The 17994-nt window shown below is 35.6% G+C and carries 11 protein-coding genes; 10 read left to right on the forward strand and 1 reads right to left on the reverse strand.

Annotated elements, in window-relative coordinates:
- The first annotated feature begins 16 nt into the window (after positions 1-16).
- Positions 17-1252, forward strand: coding sequence for a transcription termination factor NusA (gene nusA / locus T367_RS0120275; RefSeq protein WP_027421460.1), 1236 nt, complete (start codon positions 17-19; stop codon positions 1250-1252).
- Between the two features lie 80 nt (positions 1253-1332).
- Positions 1333-4179: a translation initiation factor IF-2 gene (infB, locus tag T367_RS0120280; RefSeq protein ID WP_027421461.1), complete on the forward strand. Its 2847-nt coding sequence runs from the start codon at positions 1333-1335 to the stop codon at positions 4177-4179.
- Positions 4180-4299: 120 nt separating this feature from the next.
- Here the strand turns inward: infB and T367_RS24380 are convergent, their stop codons facing one another.
- Entirely contained in the window at positions 4300-4779 is a 480-nt protein-coding gene (locus T367_RS24380) for an SPOR domain-containing protein (protein ID WP_051568709.1), read from the reverse strand.
- A gap of 266 nt (positions 4780-5045) precedes the next feature.
- Here T367_RS24380 and T367_RS0120290 point away from each other — a divergent pair, with 266 nt between their 5' ends.
- The 8 genes from T367_RS0120290 (at position 5046) to T367_RS0120325 (ending at position 17781) form a co-directional block, all read left to right on the forward strand.
- On the forward strand, positions 5046-6401 hold the full coding sequence (locus T367_RS0120290; RefSeq protein ID WP_157454337.1) for a c-type cytochrome: 1356 nt from the start codon (positions 5046-5048) through the stop codon (positions 6399-6401).
- A 29-nt stretch (positions 6402-6430) separates the two neighbouring features.
- Positions 6431-9799 carry a TAT-variant-translocated molybdopterin oxidoreductase gene (locus T367_RS23380; RefSeq protein ID WP_051568710.1) on the forward strand — a complete coding sequence of 1123 codons (3369 nt, stop codon included), beginning with the start codon at positions 6431-6433 and terminating at the stop codon, positions 9797-9799.
- 39 nt (positions 9800-9838) lie between these two features.
- Positions 9839-11611, forward strand: coding sequence for an NrfD/PsrC family molybdoenzyme membrane anchor subunit (gene nrfD, locus T367_RS23385; protein WP_084274507.1), 1773 nt, complete (start codon positions 9839-9841; stop codon positions 11609-11611).
- A gap of 8 nt (positions 11612-11619) precedes the next feature.
- Positions 11620-12165, forward strand: coding sequence for a DUF3341 domain-containing protein (locus T367_RS0120305; protein ID WP_027421463.1), 546 nt, complete (start codon positions 11620-11622; stop codon positions 12163-12165).
- A 66-nt stretch (positions 12166-12231) separates the two neighbouring features.
- On the forward strand, positions 12232-13368 hold the full coding sequence (locus T367_RS24385; protein WP_051568711.1) for an OmpA family protein: 1137 nt from the start codon (positions 12232-12234) through the stop codon (positions 13366-13368).
- A 23-nt stretch (positions 13369-13391) separates the two neighbouring features.
- Positions 13392-14618, forward strand: coding sequence for a quinol:cytochrome C oxidoreductase (locus T367_RS0120315; RefSeq protein WP_245593082.1), 1227 nt, complete (start codon positions 13392-13394; stop codon positions 14616-14618).
- A gap of 34 nt (positions 14619-14652) precedes the next feature.
- The gene (locus T367_RS24390; RefSeq protein ID WP_169736096.1) at positions 14653-15948 is read left to right on the forward strand and encodes a cytochrome c oxidase subunit II; all 1296 of its coding nucleotides are present in this window, start codon (positions 14653-14655) and stop codon (positions 15946-15948) included.
- A gap of 42 nt (positions 15949-15990) precedes the next feature.
- On the forward strand, positions 15991-17781 hold the full coding sequence (locus tag T367_RS0120325; RefSeq protein WP_027421466.1) for a cytochrome c oxidase subunit I: 1791 nt from the start codon (positions 15991-15993) through the stop codon (positions 17779-17781).
- The last annotated feature ends 213 nt before the right edge of the window (positions 17782-17994 follow it).

Here is a 17994-nt window from a genome sequence, read left to right on the forward strand (position 1 = left end):
ACTAAATATATACAGAATGAATGCGTTGGAATTAATAGAATCCTTTTCAGAGTTTAAGGAATTTAAGAACATCGATAGAGAGACGATGATGAACATTTTACAAGATGTTTTCAGATCTATGCTTAAAAAGAAGTATGGAAATGATGAGCATATTGATGTGATTATCAATCCAGATAAAGGTGATGTGGAAATTTGGATTAATAGAGAGATTGTTCCAGATGGTGAGGTTGAAGATGTAAATATTGAAATTGCATTATCAGACGCGATTAAAATTGAGCCTGATTTTGAAGTTGGGGAAGAGGTTGCAGAAGAAGTGAAATTAGATGATTTTGGAAGAAGAAACGTACTTTCATTAAGACAAAATCTAATTTCTAGAATTCTTGAGTTAGAGAAAGATCATATCTATAAAAAATATAAAGAGCGTATTGGAGAAATCATTACTGGTGAAGTTTATCAGGTTTGGAAAAGAGAAATACTTGTCCTTGATGATGAAGGGAACGAGTTAATTTTACCTAAACAAGAACAAATTCCATCTGATTATTTCAAAAAAGGTGAATCTGTTCGTGCAGTAGTTGCAAGAGTTGATTTAAGAAACAATAGCCCAGTAATTGTACTTTCACGTACAGCAACTGAATTCCTTGAGCGTTTATTCGAATTAGAAGTACCAGAAGTATTTGATGGTTTAATTACCATTAAGAAAATTGTAAGAGAGCCAGGAGAGAGGGCAAAAGTAGCAGTTGAATCTTACGATGATAGAATTGATCCAGTTGGAGCTTGTGTTGGTATGAAAGGTGCAAGAATTCATGGAATAGTGAGAGAGTTGAAAAATGAAAACATCGATGTAATTAATTATACAACGAATGAAAAATTATTTATTCAACGTGCATTATCTCCAGCAAAAATAACTTCAATCGAATTGGATGAGGTGAATCATAGAGCTGAGGTTTATTTAAAAACTGACCAGGTGTCATTAGCAATTGGTAAAGGTGGTCACAATATTAAATTAGCAGGTAAATTAAGTGGTTACGAAATTGACGTATACCGTGAAGGAGCTGAGGATATTGAAGATGTGGATTTAGAAGAGTTTTCTGATGAAATTGAAGGATGGGTAATTAAACAATTGAAATCAATTGGCCTTGATTCAGCAAAATCAGTACTTGAATTGGATGTAGAACAACTGACAAAAAGAACCGATTTAGAACTTGAAACAATCGAAGACATATTACGTGTACTTAGAGCAGAGTTCGAATAAGATTTTATTAAATTAAAGTTGATTAATAAAAATAAGTAAAGTATTTCTTTACATTTGAGGCATTAAAGTAAAAAATAAGAATGGCAGGTAAGGCAAAAAGGTTGAATAAGGTGGCAAAAGAGTTTAACATTAGTATTAGTACTATTGTTGATTTTTTGAAAACCAAAGGAATCGATATTGATTCTAAACCGAATACCAAAATCGAAGGCGAGATTTTGAGTGTTTTAGAAGGAGAGTTCGCGGACGACAAGGAAGCGAAACAAATTTCTGAAGGTGCTGGGATTGTGCGTGAAAAACGTGAATCTATCTCACTTAAGGATATTAAGAAAGAGGGGGCAAGTGACGAAGATTCAGACGATGACGATGATGACGACGACGACGATGTGGACGAAATTGTTGAAGAAACTCCTAAAAAAGTAGAAGCAGTAAAGGAAACGCCTATACCTGAGCCTGTTGTCGAAAAGCCTGTAGCCGAAGAGCCTACAAAAACTGAAGAGAAGCCGAAAGAAGAAGCTCCTGTCGAAGAAGAAAAGCCTGCCGCTGTAATCGACAAAAAGCCTATCATTGAAAAGGACGAATCGGATAACAAAAGCGGCTTAGCCGTTCTCGGACGTATTGATTTAGATGCAATAAATCAAAAAACTAGACCAGATAAAAAGAAAAAAGTAGTTGCTGAAAAGCCAAAAGCTAAACCAGCACCAACTCCAGAACCGAAGAAGGAAGAGCCTAAAAAGGAGGTGAAACCTGAACCGAAAAAAGAGGAGGAGCCTGCAGCTAAACCGGTTAAAGAACCGAATGCACCAATTGAGACTATTAAAGCAACTTCTGAAAAGTTAACAGGACCGAGAGTAGTTGGTAAAATTGTTTTACCTGTTGAGAGAGAGAAAGCAAATTCGAGAAAGAAAAGGAAGCGAATTAAAAAGGTTAATCCTGAAAAACAAGCTCCGTCAACAACGCAAAGATCTGCTTCGCCTGCTGCAAATAGAAATAAAAATAGCAAGTTTAAGAAAAAGGAAAAACCTGTCGTTACTGATAAGGAAATCCAAAAAGAAATTAAGGATACACTAGCACGTTTACAAGGTGGTGGAAAGAGTAAAGGGTCTAAATTTAGAAGAGAGAAACGTCAGTTAGGTGCTGATAAAAGAGCTGAGGAATTAGAACAAGAAGAATTAGCAAAAAGTATATTGAAGATTACTGAATTCGTTTCAGTGTCTGAATTGGCAACAATGATGAACGTCAGTCCAACTGAGGTTATTGGTGCATGTATGTCATTAGGTATATTCGCTTCAATAAATCAAAGACTGGATCGTGAAACGATTCAATTGGTTGCAGATGAATTCTCTTTTGAAACTGAATTTATTAGTGCTGAAGTACAAGAGTCTATTGTAGTTGAAGAAGATAAACCTGAAGATTTATCTGATCGTCCACCAATCGTAACTGTTATGGGGCATGTCGATCACGGTAAAACTTCTTTATTGGATCATATTCGACAAGCAAATGTAACTGACGGTGAGGCCGGAGGAATTACACAGCATATTGGTGCTTATTCTGTAGAGACTAAAGGTGGTAAGAGAGTTACTTTCTTAGATACTCCAGGTCACGAAGCCTTTACAGCGATGCGTGCTCGTGGTGCGCAAGTAACGGATATTGCAATTATTATAGTTGCGGCAGATGATGATGTGATGCCTCAAACTAAAGAGGCAATATCTCACGCGCAAGCTGCTGGTGTACCAATTGTTTTTGCAATTAATAAAATTGATAAACCAGGTGCAAATCCTGATAAGATAAAAGAGCAACTTTCTCAAATGAATATCTTAGTTGAAGAATGGGGTGGTAAATACCAATCTCAAGAAATTTCAGCGAAGAAAGGTCAAAATATTGAAGAGTTACTTGAGAAAGTATTGCTTGAAGCAGAAATATTAGAATTAAAAGCGAATCCTAATAAGCGTGCAAATGGTACAGTCGTAGAATCATTGCTTGATAAAGGTCGTGGTTATGTGACTACAGTATTGGTTTCGTCTGGAACAATGCGTGTTGGTGATCCGATTATTGCTGGTCAACATTATGGTAAAGTGAAAGCGATGCATAATGATAAAGGACAATCTGTTGAAGAAGCAGGTCCTTCAACACCAGTTTCAATCTTAGGATTCAATGGTGCACCAAGTGCAGGTGATCAATTCCATTGTTTAGCTGACGAACGTGAAGTGAAACAAATCGCTTCCAAACGTGAGCAGTTGCACAGAGAACAAGGATTACGTACTCAGAAAATAATGACTTTGGACGAAATCGGTCGTCGTATCGCAATTGGAGATTTCCAAGAATTAAATATTATTGTGAAAGGTGATGTTGATGGTTCGGTTGAGGCTGTGTCTGATTCATTATTGAAATTGTCAACTGAAAAAATCCAAGTGAATATCATTCATAAAGGTGTAGGACAAATTTCTGAGGCTGATATTACATTGGCTTCCGCTTCGCAAGCTATTATTATAGGATTCCAAGTGAGACCTTCTGCTATTGCTAGAAAACTAGCTGAGAAAGAAGGAATCGATGTAAGACTATATTCTGTCATCTATAAAGCGATTGAAGAAATTCAAGAAGCGATGAAAGGAATGCTAGCGCCAGAATTTAAAGAAGAGATTCTAGGTATTGCAGAAATCAGAGAAACATTCAGAATTTCTAAAGTGGGTACAATTGCCGGTTGTTTTGTAACGGAAGGTAAAATCATGAGAAATTCTGATGTTAGAGTTATTAGAGATGGTATTGTAATCTACACTGGTGGACTTGGTTCATTGAAGCGATTCAAAGATGATGTTAAAGAAGTAAAAGTAAATTACGAATGTGGTTTGAATATTGATAAATTCAACGATATTAAAGTAGGTGATTTAGTTGAAGCATACCACGAAGTGGAAGTTGAAGCAAAACTTTAATAACAACATAGTAAGACATAAAAAAAACCAGCTCAATAATTGAGCTGGTTTTTTTTATGTCTAGTATTCAGATTTAATCAAACTCACATAAGTTGTCGTGATCAAATAAAGTTGTTATTCCTATTCTGGTATAGTTGGTAATTGAATCTTATCTTCTACAACAATAGCAGTTGGAAAAGTACCCATCAATTCTGCTTTTAAAGCTTCTGCTTCTAATTTAGTTCTGAAATTTCCAACGCGCACTCTGTAATTTGGAGCCGAATAATCCATATAGGCTTTCTCCCCACTATTTTGACTTAAAAAAACCGCCTTTTTCTGCTCAGCTGCAGTTTTGGATTGATCAAAGAATATCAGAATTCTATAACCATCTATTTTTACTCCTTGAATTGTTCCATCGCCTGCTCTAACAAATTCATCTAATTTATCAAGCCTTGCATCTTTTTCAACAATTACCTTTCCATCAGGCGCATTATAATTAAGTTCCTTCACGGTAACTTTTGCACTATCAGCATTACTATTTGGGAATTTAAGCCAATCATTTTGGCCGTAAGCCATCGTACTTACAAAAAGTAATGATGTTGGAATTAATTTAATGAACATATATTTTATGATTTGAAAACAAAGGTAAAAAAATACTTTATAACGATTAGTTTGCAAACTTTAATTGCTTTTAATTTTTAACCTTTTTTACGAGATATAATTGTTTTATAAGCATTAACGAATGTTTCATTATTTAGAATGGTTTTAAATTAGCTGTACCAACTTGAAAATTATCGCCAAACACTATGGATAAACAGACATTCTACTAATTTTGTCAGCAATTGCGTGTAACATATACCGAGCAAAAAAAGAATAAAATTTTGCAAATGAAACTAAAAAATTTGTTCATCTCTAGTAAAATCAAGCTATCAGCATTAGTGCTTATAGTATTTGTATCATTCTCTTCCAATCTTCATGCCCAAACTGGGGATGCAGAAAAAGGGAAAAAAATATTCAGTGGCTTTTGTGCTTCTTGTCACTTTCCTGACAAGGACATGACTGGACCCGCTTTGAAAGGAGCGAGAGAACGTTGGATTGAAAACTCATCAGAAGAAAACTTCTATGCATGGGTGAAAAATTCATCAGCAGTAATTGCTAGTGGTGATTCATATGCTTCTGGTTTGTTTGCTAAGTGGGGATCAGTAATGACGCCGCAGGCTTTAACAAACGAGCAGATTGATGATGTTATGGCTTATATTGATGGTTATACGCCTCCTGTAGCTGAGACTCCAACTGATACTGGTCTTGTAACTGCTAATACAGACGAATCAAGTTCATTATACTGGTGGTTATTCGCTGGTTTATTGGTGACTTTGATTGCTGTTGTAGGTGGAATTAAAGGAAACTTATTAGCGATTGCTAGAAAAGAAGCAGGTGATGCTCCGGCTCAAGACCTTACAATGGGGGAATCAGCAAAATCATGGGCTTGGAGAAATAGAGGCTGGTTTGGTGTTACTGTTTTTATAGCAATAATTGGTTTACTTGCAATGGGTATGGTGAAATGGTTAGATTTAGGTGTGTATGAAAACTACAAACCAGTACAGCCAATTTCTTATTCTCACGAATTACACGCAGGCAAATTAGGTATTGATTGTAAATACTGTCACAACTCAGTTACTAAATCAAAACATGCTACCATTCCTTCAGTGAATGTATGTATGAATTGTCATAAAACAGTTACTGAAGGTTCAACAACTGGAACGGAAGAAATAGCGAAAATTCACAAGGCTGCTGGTTATGATGTAGCAACTAGTTCTTATACAGGTGAAACTGAACCTATCGAATGGGTTAAAGTTCACAATTTACCAGATCACGTTTATTTCAGTCATCAACAACACGTAGTTGCAGGTGGAATTGATTGTAAGCAATGTCACGGTAATATGAAAAAACAAACAGTGGCAAAAGTGATGTCTACTGAAGATTTAAATAATGTTGGTGTAACTGATACGGATTACGATGAAAATGATGTTAAATTTACTAAGCCAACCTTAACAATGGGATGGTGTATTGAATGTCATAAAGAGTCAAATATTGATATTGCAAATGCACCTGATGGTAGTTATTATAATGTAATTCATGAACGTTTGTTGAAAGACAAGAAAACGTATCAGAAATATTTAGAAGACGACAAAGTATCAGTGGCAGAATTAGGTGGTTTGGAATGTGCAAAATGTCACTATTAATACAGGATTAAAGAGGCTTATATACAGATATGGGAACAAATAGAAAATATTGGAAAGGTCTTGAGGAGTTGAATCAAACGCCGGAGTTTAAAGCAACAGCGGCAAATGAATTTCCACAAGAACTTAGTGTTGACCAATTTTTAGCAGACGACAAGCTAAAGGAATCATCTACAGGAAGAAGAGATTTTTTGAAATTTTTAGGATTTAGTGTAGCAGCGGCAACTATTGCAGCTTGTGAATCGCCTGTTGTTAAAGCAGTTCCTTATGCAGTAAAACCTGAAGAGATAACGCCAGGTATGCCAAATTGGTATGCTTCAACTTATTACGATGGTGATACTTATGCAAATATTTTAGTAAAAACAAGAGAAGGTCGACCTATCCATATTAAAGGTAACCGTGATTTTGGTATTACTAAAGGTGGATCTAATCCGCGTATTGTTGGGTCGGTGTTATCATTGTACGATGGTGAAAGACTTCAACAGCCAACTGTAAATGGTGAAGTTGCTGATTGGAATACAATCGATGAAACAATAAAGAAACAATTAAAGTCGGTGACTGATAGTGGTAAGAAGGTAGTTCTACTTTCTGGCACTGAAATTAGTCCTTCTACTTTAACTATAATAGAAGATCTTAAAAACGAATTAAACGGAACAAGTCCAAAACCTATTGTGGCAGCTGCTGAGGCTGTAGCTGAAGGCGATGTTGTAGCAGCTGTAGAAGCAGTAATTCCTGCAAGTTCAAATTCAAATATTGAACACGTTCAGTATGATGCTATTTCATACAATGGTATTAGAGAGGCAAATCTTGAGTCATTCGGAAAACGAGTAATTCCAGATTATGATTTTTCTAAAGCTAAAACTGTAGTAAGTATTGGCGCTGATTTCTTTAATTCTTGGGTTTTACCTACACAATTTTTAGGAGATTATTTATCTACAAGAAATCCAGATAAAGAATGGATGTCACGTCATTTCCAATTCGAGACGAATATGTCTTTAACAGGAGCAAATGCGGATATCCGATCAATGATCAAACCTTCTGAAGAAAGTAAGGTCGTTGCTCTATTATATAGAGAAATTACTGGGAAATCTGTAAGTGGAATTGATTTTTCTTCATTAAGTGAAGACGTTGTTGCTAATATTAAAGAAGCTGCAAACGAATTAAAAGGAACTAAAGGAGAATCAATCGTAGTTGCTGGTTCAAACAGAAAGTCAATTCAAACTATTGTCAATGCAATTAACAGCGCATTGAATAATTATAACGGTACAATTAAGTTGAATAATCCAATCAATTTGTACCAATCTGAAGATGATAAAATGTCAGCTTTAGTCAAAGATATGAACGCAGGTAAAGTTGGTGCCATTTTAATGTGGAACACGAACCCAGTTTATACCTTGTCAAATGCTGAGGCATTCAAAACAGGTTTATCGAAAGTTGGTCTTTCTGTGTCTATGTCTGCTTATGCTGATGAGACAGCAAGTTTATGTAAATTTATCTGTCCTGCAAGTCATGCTTTAGAAGCTTGGAATGATTTCAATCCAAAAGGCGAAGAGTATGCCTTAGCGCAACCGACAATTAGACCATTACACGATACGCGTCCGGCGGCAGAATCTTTATTGATCTGGGCTGGTAAAGCAGAGCATGTTGGTAAAGAAAGTAAAAATTATTACAATTATATAAGAGGAATTTGGAAGCAATGGGGTTTCCCAATGCAAACTAAACACCTTGATTTTGAATCTTACTGGTCAGAAACTGTACATAACAGTACTGATAATATAAGCGAAGTAAAAGCAGAAGCTATTGTATTTAATGGTGATCTTGCTGCAGCTGGTAAAGCAGAATCGAAAATAGTTGGTGGAACTTGGGAATTAGCTTTATATCAAAAAGCTGGAATTGGTTCAGGGACACAAGCTGGAAATCCTTGGTTACAAGAATTACCAGATCCAATATCAAAAGTGACTTGGGACAATTATGTAACAATGTCTCCAGAAGATATGGATGAAAGAGGTTACGCAAAAACAATGGGGCAAGAAAGTGCTCAAAATGTTGTAAACGTAACTGTAAATGGCGTAACGCTTAAATTAGCAGTTTTCCCTCAACCTGGTCAAGCACCTGGTACTATCGGTATCGCTGTTGGATATGGTAGAGGAGCTAATGGAGAGAAAATTGGTAAGGCAGCTTATCAACAAAATGGTATTTATGGCGAAGCATCAACCAATGTTATCGGTCAAAATGCATATGCTTTAACAACGAATAGCGATTTCAGCATTTTTGATGCGGCTATTGAAGATACAAACGAAACTTACATTCTTGCATGTACACAAACACATGCAACTGTAATGGCAAGAAATTCGATCTTAAAAGAAACTACTTTTGATATTTATAAAGCTGAAGAGTCTTCAGCATACAACCATCGTCATGTTTTACATTCTGGATGGGATCATAAAGAAGAATTAACGGAAGAATTTGATTTATGGGAAGAACATCCTGTAAAGCATGTTGGTCACCGTTGGGCAATGACTATCGATTTAAATTCGTGTGTTGGTTGTGGATCATGTGTAGTAGCATGTACTTCTGAAAATAACGTACCAGTAGTTGGTCGTGATGAAGTTAGAAGAGGTAGAGAGATGCACTGGTTAAGAATTGACCGTTATTATGCATCACATGTAGAACCTACAATTGGTACTAGAGATCTAGACAAGTTCAACGAAGAAGGATTTACAGGTCTTAAAAAGCCAGCATCTAATCCTAAAGTTGTACATATGCCTATGATGTGTCAACATTGTAATCACGCACCATGTGAAACTGTTTGTCCAGTTGCTGCTACAACGCACTCGAACGAAGGTTTAAACATGATGGCATACAATAGATGTATCGGAACGAGATATTGTGCAAACAACTGTCCTTACAAAGTACGTCGATTCAACTGGTTCAACTATCCTTCATACAGAAAATTCACTGAAGTAAATCCTGCACAGGATGACTTAGGTAGAATGGTATTAAATCCTGATGTTGTTGTTAGAACAAGAGGGGTAATGGAGAAATGTTCTTTCTGTGTTCAAAAAATTCAATCAGGCAAATTGGTTGCAAAGAAAGCTGATAGAAAAGTGGTAGATGGAGATGTGACTACGGCTTGTGCTGACGCTTGTCCAGCAGATGCAATTAGTTTCGGAGATTGGAACGATTCAGAATCAACAGTTAGAAAAAGTTCTGGAGATAAGAGAGCTTACCAAGCACTAGAAGAAATTGGTGTAAAACCAAATATCTGGTACAAAGTAAAAGTTAGAAACGAACATAATGAAGCTCTTGAGGCAATACAAACATCTCATGGCGGTGGTCATGAAGAACATGGAAGTGATGATCACGGACATGCTGATGGTCACGAAGAAGCGGCACATTAAGAATATATTTATTTTAGATAATACTAAAACTAACAACGAATGCATAAGGAATCTGCAATAAGAGAACCACTAATTTTAGGTCACAAGACGTATCATGATATTACTGAAGACGTTTGTAGATCTATTGAAGGTAAGGCTCCAAAAGCTTGGTATGTTTTATTCGGCATAGCCCTTTTATTAGGCTTATACGGAGTAGGATGTATCTTATATTTATTAGGAACAGGTATTGGTACCTGGGGTCTTAATAAGACTGTTCAATGGGCATGGGATATTACTAACTTCGTTTGGTGGGTAGGTATTGGTCACGCCGGAACTTTAATTTCTGCCGTGCTATTACTATTCAGACAGAAATGGAGAATGGCGATTAACCGTGCTGCTGAGGCGATGACTATCTTTGCCGTATTTATGGCAGGTCTTTTCCCTTTAATACACATGGGACGTCTTTGGGTTGGTTACTGGGTAATGCCTATTCCAAATCAATTTGGTTCACTTTGGGTAAACTTTAACTCACCTCTACTTTGGGATGTATTTGCGATCTCAACTTATTTATCAGTTGGTTTTGTATTCTGGTATATCGGATTAATTCCTGATTTCGCTACAATTAGAGATAGAGCAAAAAGTCCAGTTTCAAAGAAAATGTATTCAATTCTTTCTTTTGGTTGGTCTGGTAGAGCAAAACACTGGAATAGATTTGAAATTGTTTCTTTAGTATTAGCAGGTTTAGCAACACCATTGGTATTCTCGGTTCACTCGATTGTATCATTTGATTTCGCAACATCGGTTATACCTGGTTGGCATACAACTATTTTCCCTCCTTACTTCGTTGCTGGAGCGGTATTCTCTGGTTTCGCAATGGTACAAACGATCATGTTGATTGTAAGAAAAGGATTAAAATTAGAAGCTTATTTACATACGAAGCATATCGAATATATGAACATTGTAATAATGGTTACTGGTTCTATTGTTGGTGTAGCTTATTTAACTGAGTTATTTATTTCATGGTATTCAGGTGTTGAATATGAATCTTATGCATTTATTAACCGTGCAACTGGTTCTTACTGGTGGGCATATGCGGCTATGATGACTTGTAATGTTGTTTCTCCTCAGTTAATGTGGTTCAAAAAATTAAGAACAAGTCTATTATTCACTTTCTTTATTTCAATTGTTGTAAATATTGGGATGTGGTTTGAACGATTTGTAATTATTGTTACTTCTCTTCACGAAGATTATTTACCATCTTCTTGGAGTATGTTCTATCCAACATGGACAGATATAGGAATTTACATCGGGACAATTGGTTTATTCTTTGTTTTCTATTTAGCCTTTGCTCGATACTTCCCAGTTCTTCCAATTGCTGAGTTAAAAACGATATTAAAATCTTCTGGTGAGTCTTATAAAAATGATACTGCACCAAAGAGACCAAAACAACCAGTATCTCCGAAGAAAACGGTAGTAAGTGTTGTTGAAGAAGTAACTGTAGATGTTGAGAAGAATGTAATTACAGAAGAGGTACACATTGTTGCCGAAGAAAAAATTGAAATCTCACACGAAGAGAAACAGAGCCGTATTTCATCTTTAATGGAGAAATTAGGAACAGTTGATCCTAGTAAAAAAGATGATTTGAAATTAGTAAGCGGCGTTGGGCCGAAATTAGAAGGCGTTTTGAATGATATAGGAATATTTACATTCGAACAAGTAAGTAAGATGACAAAGTCTGAATATGATTTACTTGATTCGATCACTGGATCTTTTCCTGGACGTGCAGAACGTGATAATTGGGCTGAACAAGCTAAAACATTAATGAATAAATAAAATTTCACATGGCAGATAGAGTAATTTATGCAATGTATGACGATGATGATGTCCTAAAAGACAGCGCTAAAAAATTAGTAGCTGAAGGTGTACACATTTCTGACGTATTTTCTCCTTTTCCAATCCATGGAATAGATCCTATAATCGGTGTTAAACATACACGTTTAGGGATTGTAGCCTTCATGTTTGGATTATTAGGAATGACCTTAGCTGTTGTTGGGTTCAAATTTTTCATGATCGTTGATTGGCCAATGAATATCGGTGGAAAACCGAATTTCACACTATTACAGAATTTCCCGGCTTTCGTTCCAATTACTTTCGAATTAACGGTGTTATTTGCTGCGCACGGAATGGCAATAACTTACTTAATAAGAAATAAAACGTTACCAGGAATGCCTGCTGACAACCCTTATCCAAGTACAACGGATGATCGTTTTGTAATGGAAATTAGACTTTCTGAAAATTCGAAATTTTCGGGAACAGAATTACAAGCAAAAATTAAGGAAACAGACATAATTGAAATTGAAGAGAAAGATTACGTAGTTGTTAAATAATACGTAATTGAATAGTATTGTGAATTTACAAAACGATTCTTTTTGAAAAACAAACAAAGTTTAAACATGAAATTGAAGGCTTTTAAATATTGTGCAATTGCAACACTGAGTTTTTCAGGATTGGTTTCCTGTGTTGCTGATGACAATTCTCCAGGATTAGAATATATGCCTGATATGTACCGCTCACCAGCTGTTGAGGCGTATGTAGATAATGGTGAAGTAGAAGGAAGATACGATGAGGCAGCACAAGATATGGTAAAAGAAAAATTTTCTTTTTTACCACCGGCTGGAACTGTTCCTTATTGGACTGGTGAAAATGCAGATGTAATGTATCCTTATAATCATGGTGCACCAGTTAATTCTGATAAAACTCATGGTCTTTATGGTTATGCGCAAAGTGTTGAAGGACGTGATGCTGCAAAAAATGATATCAATCCAATACCATATACAAAAGAGGTTGCTGATGAAGGTAAAGTTATTTTCGGTCGTTTTTGTATTCACTGTCATGGTGAAAAAGGTGATGGCCAAGGTACTGTTGTTACAAACAGTGGAGATAAATTCCCTTCGCCTGGTGCTTACAAGAAAGAAGTAACTCCTGGTGAAATATTCTATACTATAACTTATGGTAAAGGAGCAATGGGATCTCATGCGTCTCAGTTGAATCCAATCGAACGTTGGAAAGTAACACACTATGTTGAGAAATTAGCAGGTGTTGAAAAGGAAATTGAAGAACCATTATTATACGATGCGAATACGGATACTGATGGTGATGGTGTAATGGATAATTTGGATGAATGTCCTAGAATTTCAGGTTCTAAAGAGAATAATGGTTGTCCTGATGTTTCTGCTGAAACTAAAACGGTTTTATCTGATGCTATAAGAGGATTAGTATTCGAGACTGGTTCAGATGCTATTGCAGGAAGTTCATTCACAGCAATTGATAAAGTTGTTGCTTTAATGGAAGCTAATCCTGATCATAAATTGATTATTAACGGTCACACTGATAATATTGGTGGATGGTTACCTAATCAATGGTTGTCACATAAGCGTGCTAGATCAGTAAAGGCGTATTTGGCAGATAAAGGAATTGAGAAGAATAGAATTAATGCGGTAGGTTATGGTCAAAGTAAACCAATCGCTGATAACGCAACTGAAGAAGGTAGACAGAAGAATAGAAGAGTTGAGTTCAGAATCTATAATTAATAATAAGAATTAATAAATAAGGAATGGAATTTCAAATTTCAGCAAAGGCTAAAAAGACAATTTTCGGAGTTATCGGTGTAGGTTTAGTAGCCTTTATCATTGGTATATTCCAAAATTCGGAGACACCACAATTGCCAACTAGAATATTATCTAATTTCTTAGTTGATGGATTGTTTTTCATGGGTATCGCATTGGGAGCATTATTCTTCCTTGCTTTACAGTATGCAACTGAAACAGGTTGGTCAGTAGCAATTAAACGTGTCGTAGAGGGTGTTTCTTCTTATGTAGTTGTAGGTGCAATCATTTTAGTTGTATTGTTTTTAGTTCTAACTTTCACTGATGGTGGATGGTTTGGAGCACTAACAAATCATGGACATCATACTGGTCATATCTATGCTTGGATGGATCCTGTAGTTGTGGAACATGATACAATTATTCAGAATAAAGCTCCTTTTTTAACTAAAGGGTTCTTCTGGGGTGTTACTGTTTTATACCTTGGTGTATACGTTTTATTTTATAAAGGATTTAGAAAAAGAAGTTTGCAAGAAGATTTGGAAGGTGGAACTAAAATTCACTTCAAAAACTTCGCTAAAGGAGCATTGTTTTTAGTTTTATTTGGATATTTCAGCTCAACGTCTTCATGGCACTGGATTATGTCGGTTGATGCACACTGGTTCTCTACTTTATACGGATGGTATGTATTCGGTGGAATGTGGTGTACGGCAATGACGACTATCATGTTATTGATTCTTTATTTGAAGAAAAAAGGACATTTACAAGCGGTTAATGATAGTCATATTCATGATGTGGGTAAATGGATATTTGCAACTAGTTTCTTGTGGTCGTACTTATTCTTCTCTCAGTTCATGTTATACTGGTATGCTGACATTCCTGAAGAAGTAATTTACTATGTAACGAGAATAGAAAATTATAAACTTATCTTCTGGGGTATGTTTATGATCAACTTTATTATTCCAATGTTAATCTTAATGTCAAGAGATGCCAAAAGAAACGCAGGAATCTTAATGTTTGTTTGTCTTGTGATTATCTTAGGACACTGGGCTGACGTATTTATGTTAGTAATGCCAGGAACAATGGGTGAATTTGGAAATATTGGCTTTTTGGAAATTGGATTATTTATGGTTTTTGCTGGTTTGTTTACATATACTGTTTTAACAACCATTTCAAAAGCTCCGTTGATGCCTAAGAATCATCCTTACTTAGATGAAAGTAAACATCACGACATTTAATTAATATAGAGATCAAAAGAATATAGAAATGGGAATGAAATTTATAGTTTTAGTCGTAATCGTATTGGTTGTAATTGCCGTTGCACAGATAATGCGTGTTTATGAGCTCTCGAAAAAAATTAGAGGCAAAAGTGAAGCGGATATTGATCTGAGAACGAATAATATTAATGCTGGATTAATGTTGGCATTCTTAGCGTTATTCTTCGGTTCATTCTTCTATATGCTATTCGCATATGGTAGAGGTATGTTGCCAAACGCTTCATCTAAATTAGGTTTAGAAGTTGATTGGTTATATAACGTCAACTGGGTTATAGTGATTCTTGTTTTTGTAATTACAAATAGTTTACTTTTTGTATTTGCTTGGAAATATGCTTACGATCCAAAAAGAAGAGCGCACTGGTTTCCTCATGATAATAAATTAGAGATGATCTGGACAGTTGTTCCAGCTTGTGTACTTGCTGTAATAATCATTTTAGGTTTGATGACTTGGAATGATATAACTGGTAAACCTTCTGATGATGCTAAAATAATTGAGATCTACGGTAAACAATTTGATTGGACAGCTAGATATGCTGGAGATGATAATAAATTAGGATTTGCAGATTACAAATTGGTAGGTGCTTATGGAGACTATAGTAATCCTTTAGGTGTTATTACTGAAAAGCATGTAAAATGGCAAGTAGCTTCTTTGGATAACCAAATGAAAACTATACACGAACAATTAGATGCGCAAGCGCACGGTACAGAAATGTATAGTGTGGCGAATGTGAATAAATTGGTTGCCAAAGTTGAAAAGTTAGATAGAATCAAAGAACGATTATTACGTATGAATTTGATGTACGGTGATTCTATTGATACTTATGCAATGGATGATTATATGACCAAAGAACTTTTCTTAGTTAAAGATCAAGAATATCAAATAATTTTACGTTCTCAAGATGTATTGCACTCAGCTTATTTCCCTCATTTTAGAGCGCAAATGAACTGTGTACCTGGAATGAGAACTAATTTGAAATTTACGCCAATTCATACTACGCAAGAAATGCGTGAAATTACTGGTAATCCGGAATTTAATTTTATTCTAATGTGTAATAAGATTTGTGGTGTTTCTCACTCTAACATGAAAATGATGGTTTATGTAGGTACGCAAGAAGAGTATGATCAATGGGCTAACTTGGATGAAGGAAACATTACGATGGTAGTGAATGATTCGTTAGTAGCACCTGAAGTTAACTTGGTACCAAAACCTCTTCCTGGAGCAAATGCTCACGGTGGTGGACATGGTGATCACGGAGATCACGGTGATGATAATCACGATAGTGCACATTAAGAATTTAGGTTAATAAAATAATATTTAATAAAAGAATAAATTATGTCAGCAGCAGCTCATACTGAACACGGACATCATCATAAAGAAAGTTTCATTACGAAATATATCTTTTCTCAGGATCATAAAATGATCGGTAAGCAATTTTTGGTTACTGCGATTTTTATGGCGGTTGTAGCGGTTATCCTTTCGGTTCTGTTTAGAATACAATTGGCATGGCCAGGAGAGAGTAACAGTGTTTTAAATTTCTTTTTAGGTGACAAATGGGCACCCGAAGGAATTTTGGATCGAGGTATGTATCTTGGTCTAGTTACAATACATGGTACCATCATGGTATTCTTTGTATTGACTGGTGGTTTATCAGGTACCTTTAGTAACCTCTTAATTCCACTTCAAATTGGTGCACGTGATATGGCATCTGGTTTGTTGAACATGATCTCTTATTGGTTGTTCTTCTTGTCTAGTATCTTAATGTTATATTCTTTGTTCTTAGAAACGGGACCTGCTTCTGCTGGTTGGACAATTTATCCTCCTTTATCTGTTTATGAAGAAGCTATACCTGGTTCTGGTGCAGGTATGACAATGTGGTTAACTTCAATGACAATTTTTATCGCATCTTCTTTATTAGGTTCGCTTAACTATATCGTAACGGTATTGAACTTAAGAACGAAAGGGATGAAAATGACAAGACTACCTTTAACAATTTGGGCGTTCTTCGTAACCGCTATTATCGGTGTTTTATCTTTCCCTGTTCTTGTATCAGCCGTTGTTTTAATGTTAATGGATCGTACTTTAGGAACAAGTTTCTATGTTAACGATACAATGATTGGTGGTGAAATATTAGAGCAATCTGGTGGATCTCCAATTTTATATGAACATTTATTCTGGTTCTTAGGCCACCCTGAGGTATATATCGTATTGTTACCCGCTTTAGGTTTAACTTCTGAGATTATCGCTAACAATGCAAGAAAACCAATCTTTGGTTACCGTGCAATGATTGGTTCTATCTTAGCAATCGCATTCTTATCGTTTATTGTATGGGGTCACCATATGTTTATATCAGGGATGAACCCTTTCTTAGGTGGTGTATTTGTATTTACAACGTTGTTAATTGCGATTCCATCTGCAGTGAAAGTATTTAACTACATCACTACATTATGGAAAGGAAATCTAAGATTTACGCCAGCAATGCTTTTCTCTATCGGATTAGTTTCAGCGTTTATTACTGGTGGTGTAACTGGTATAATACTTGCCGATTCAGCGTTAGATATTGCTGTGCATGATACTTATTTCGTTGTTGCCCATTTCCATGTTGTAATGGGATTGTCTGCAATCTTTGGAATGTTTGCAGGTGTTTATCACTGGTTCCCTAAAATGTATGGTAGAATGATGAATTCTAAATTAGGTATGGTTCACTTTTGGTTGACATTAGTGTCTGCTTATGGTGTATTCTTCCCTATGCACTTCGTAGGTATTGGTGGTGCACCAAGAAGATATTATGATTACAGTGTTTATGAACTATTTGATAAAGTTCAATTTGAAATGATTATGGACCTAAATGTTGTAATTTCAATATTTGCAATTATTGGAGCATTGGCACAAATAATTTTCTTATTCAACTTCTTTTATAGCACATCTAAAGGTGAAAAAGCGACACAGAATCCTTGGAAAGGAAATTCATTAGAATGGACTACTCCAGTTGAGCATATTCACGGTAACTGGCCAGGAGCAATTCCTGAAGTTCACAGATGGCCTTATGATTATTCTAAGCCAGGTGCTGAAGAAGATTTTATTCCTCAAACGGTGCCTTTAGCTCCAGGAGAAGAAGATCATTAGTCAAAAAAATATTCAAAAAAGCCCATTTATTTAGTTAAATGGGCTTTTTTTATTTTCTATTTCGACCTTAAACCCTTTACACAACTGAGCTTTTTTTAATCCTAAACTATGGCCTAATCTCTATTCCCTAAAAACAAATAATTATTATCTAATCCCGAACTACTAAAAACTAAAAACTATTATCTAATAACTATCATCTATTACCTATCTTTA

Source organism: Crocinitomix catalasitica ATCC 23190 (assembly GCF_000621625.1).
Taxonomy (GTDB): Bacteria; Bacteroidota; Bacteroidia; order Flavobacteriales_D; family Crocinitomicaceae; genus Crocinitomix; species Crocinitomix catalasitica.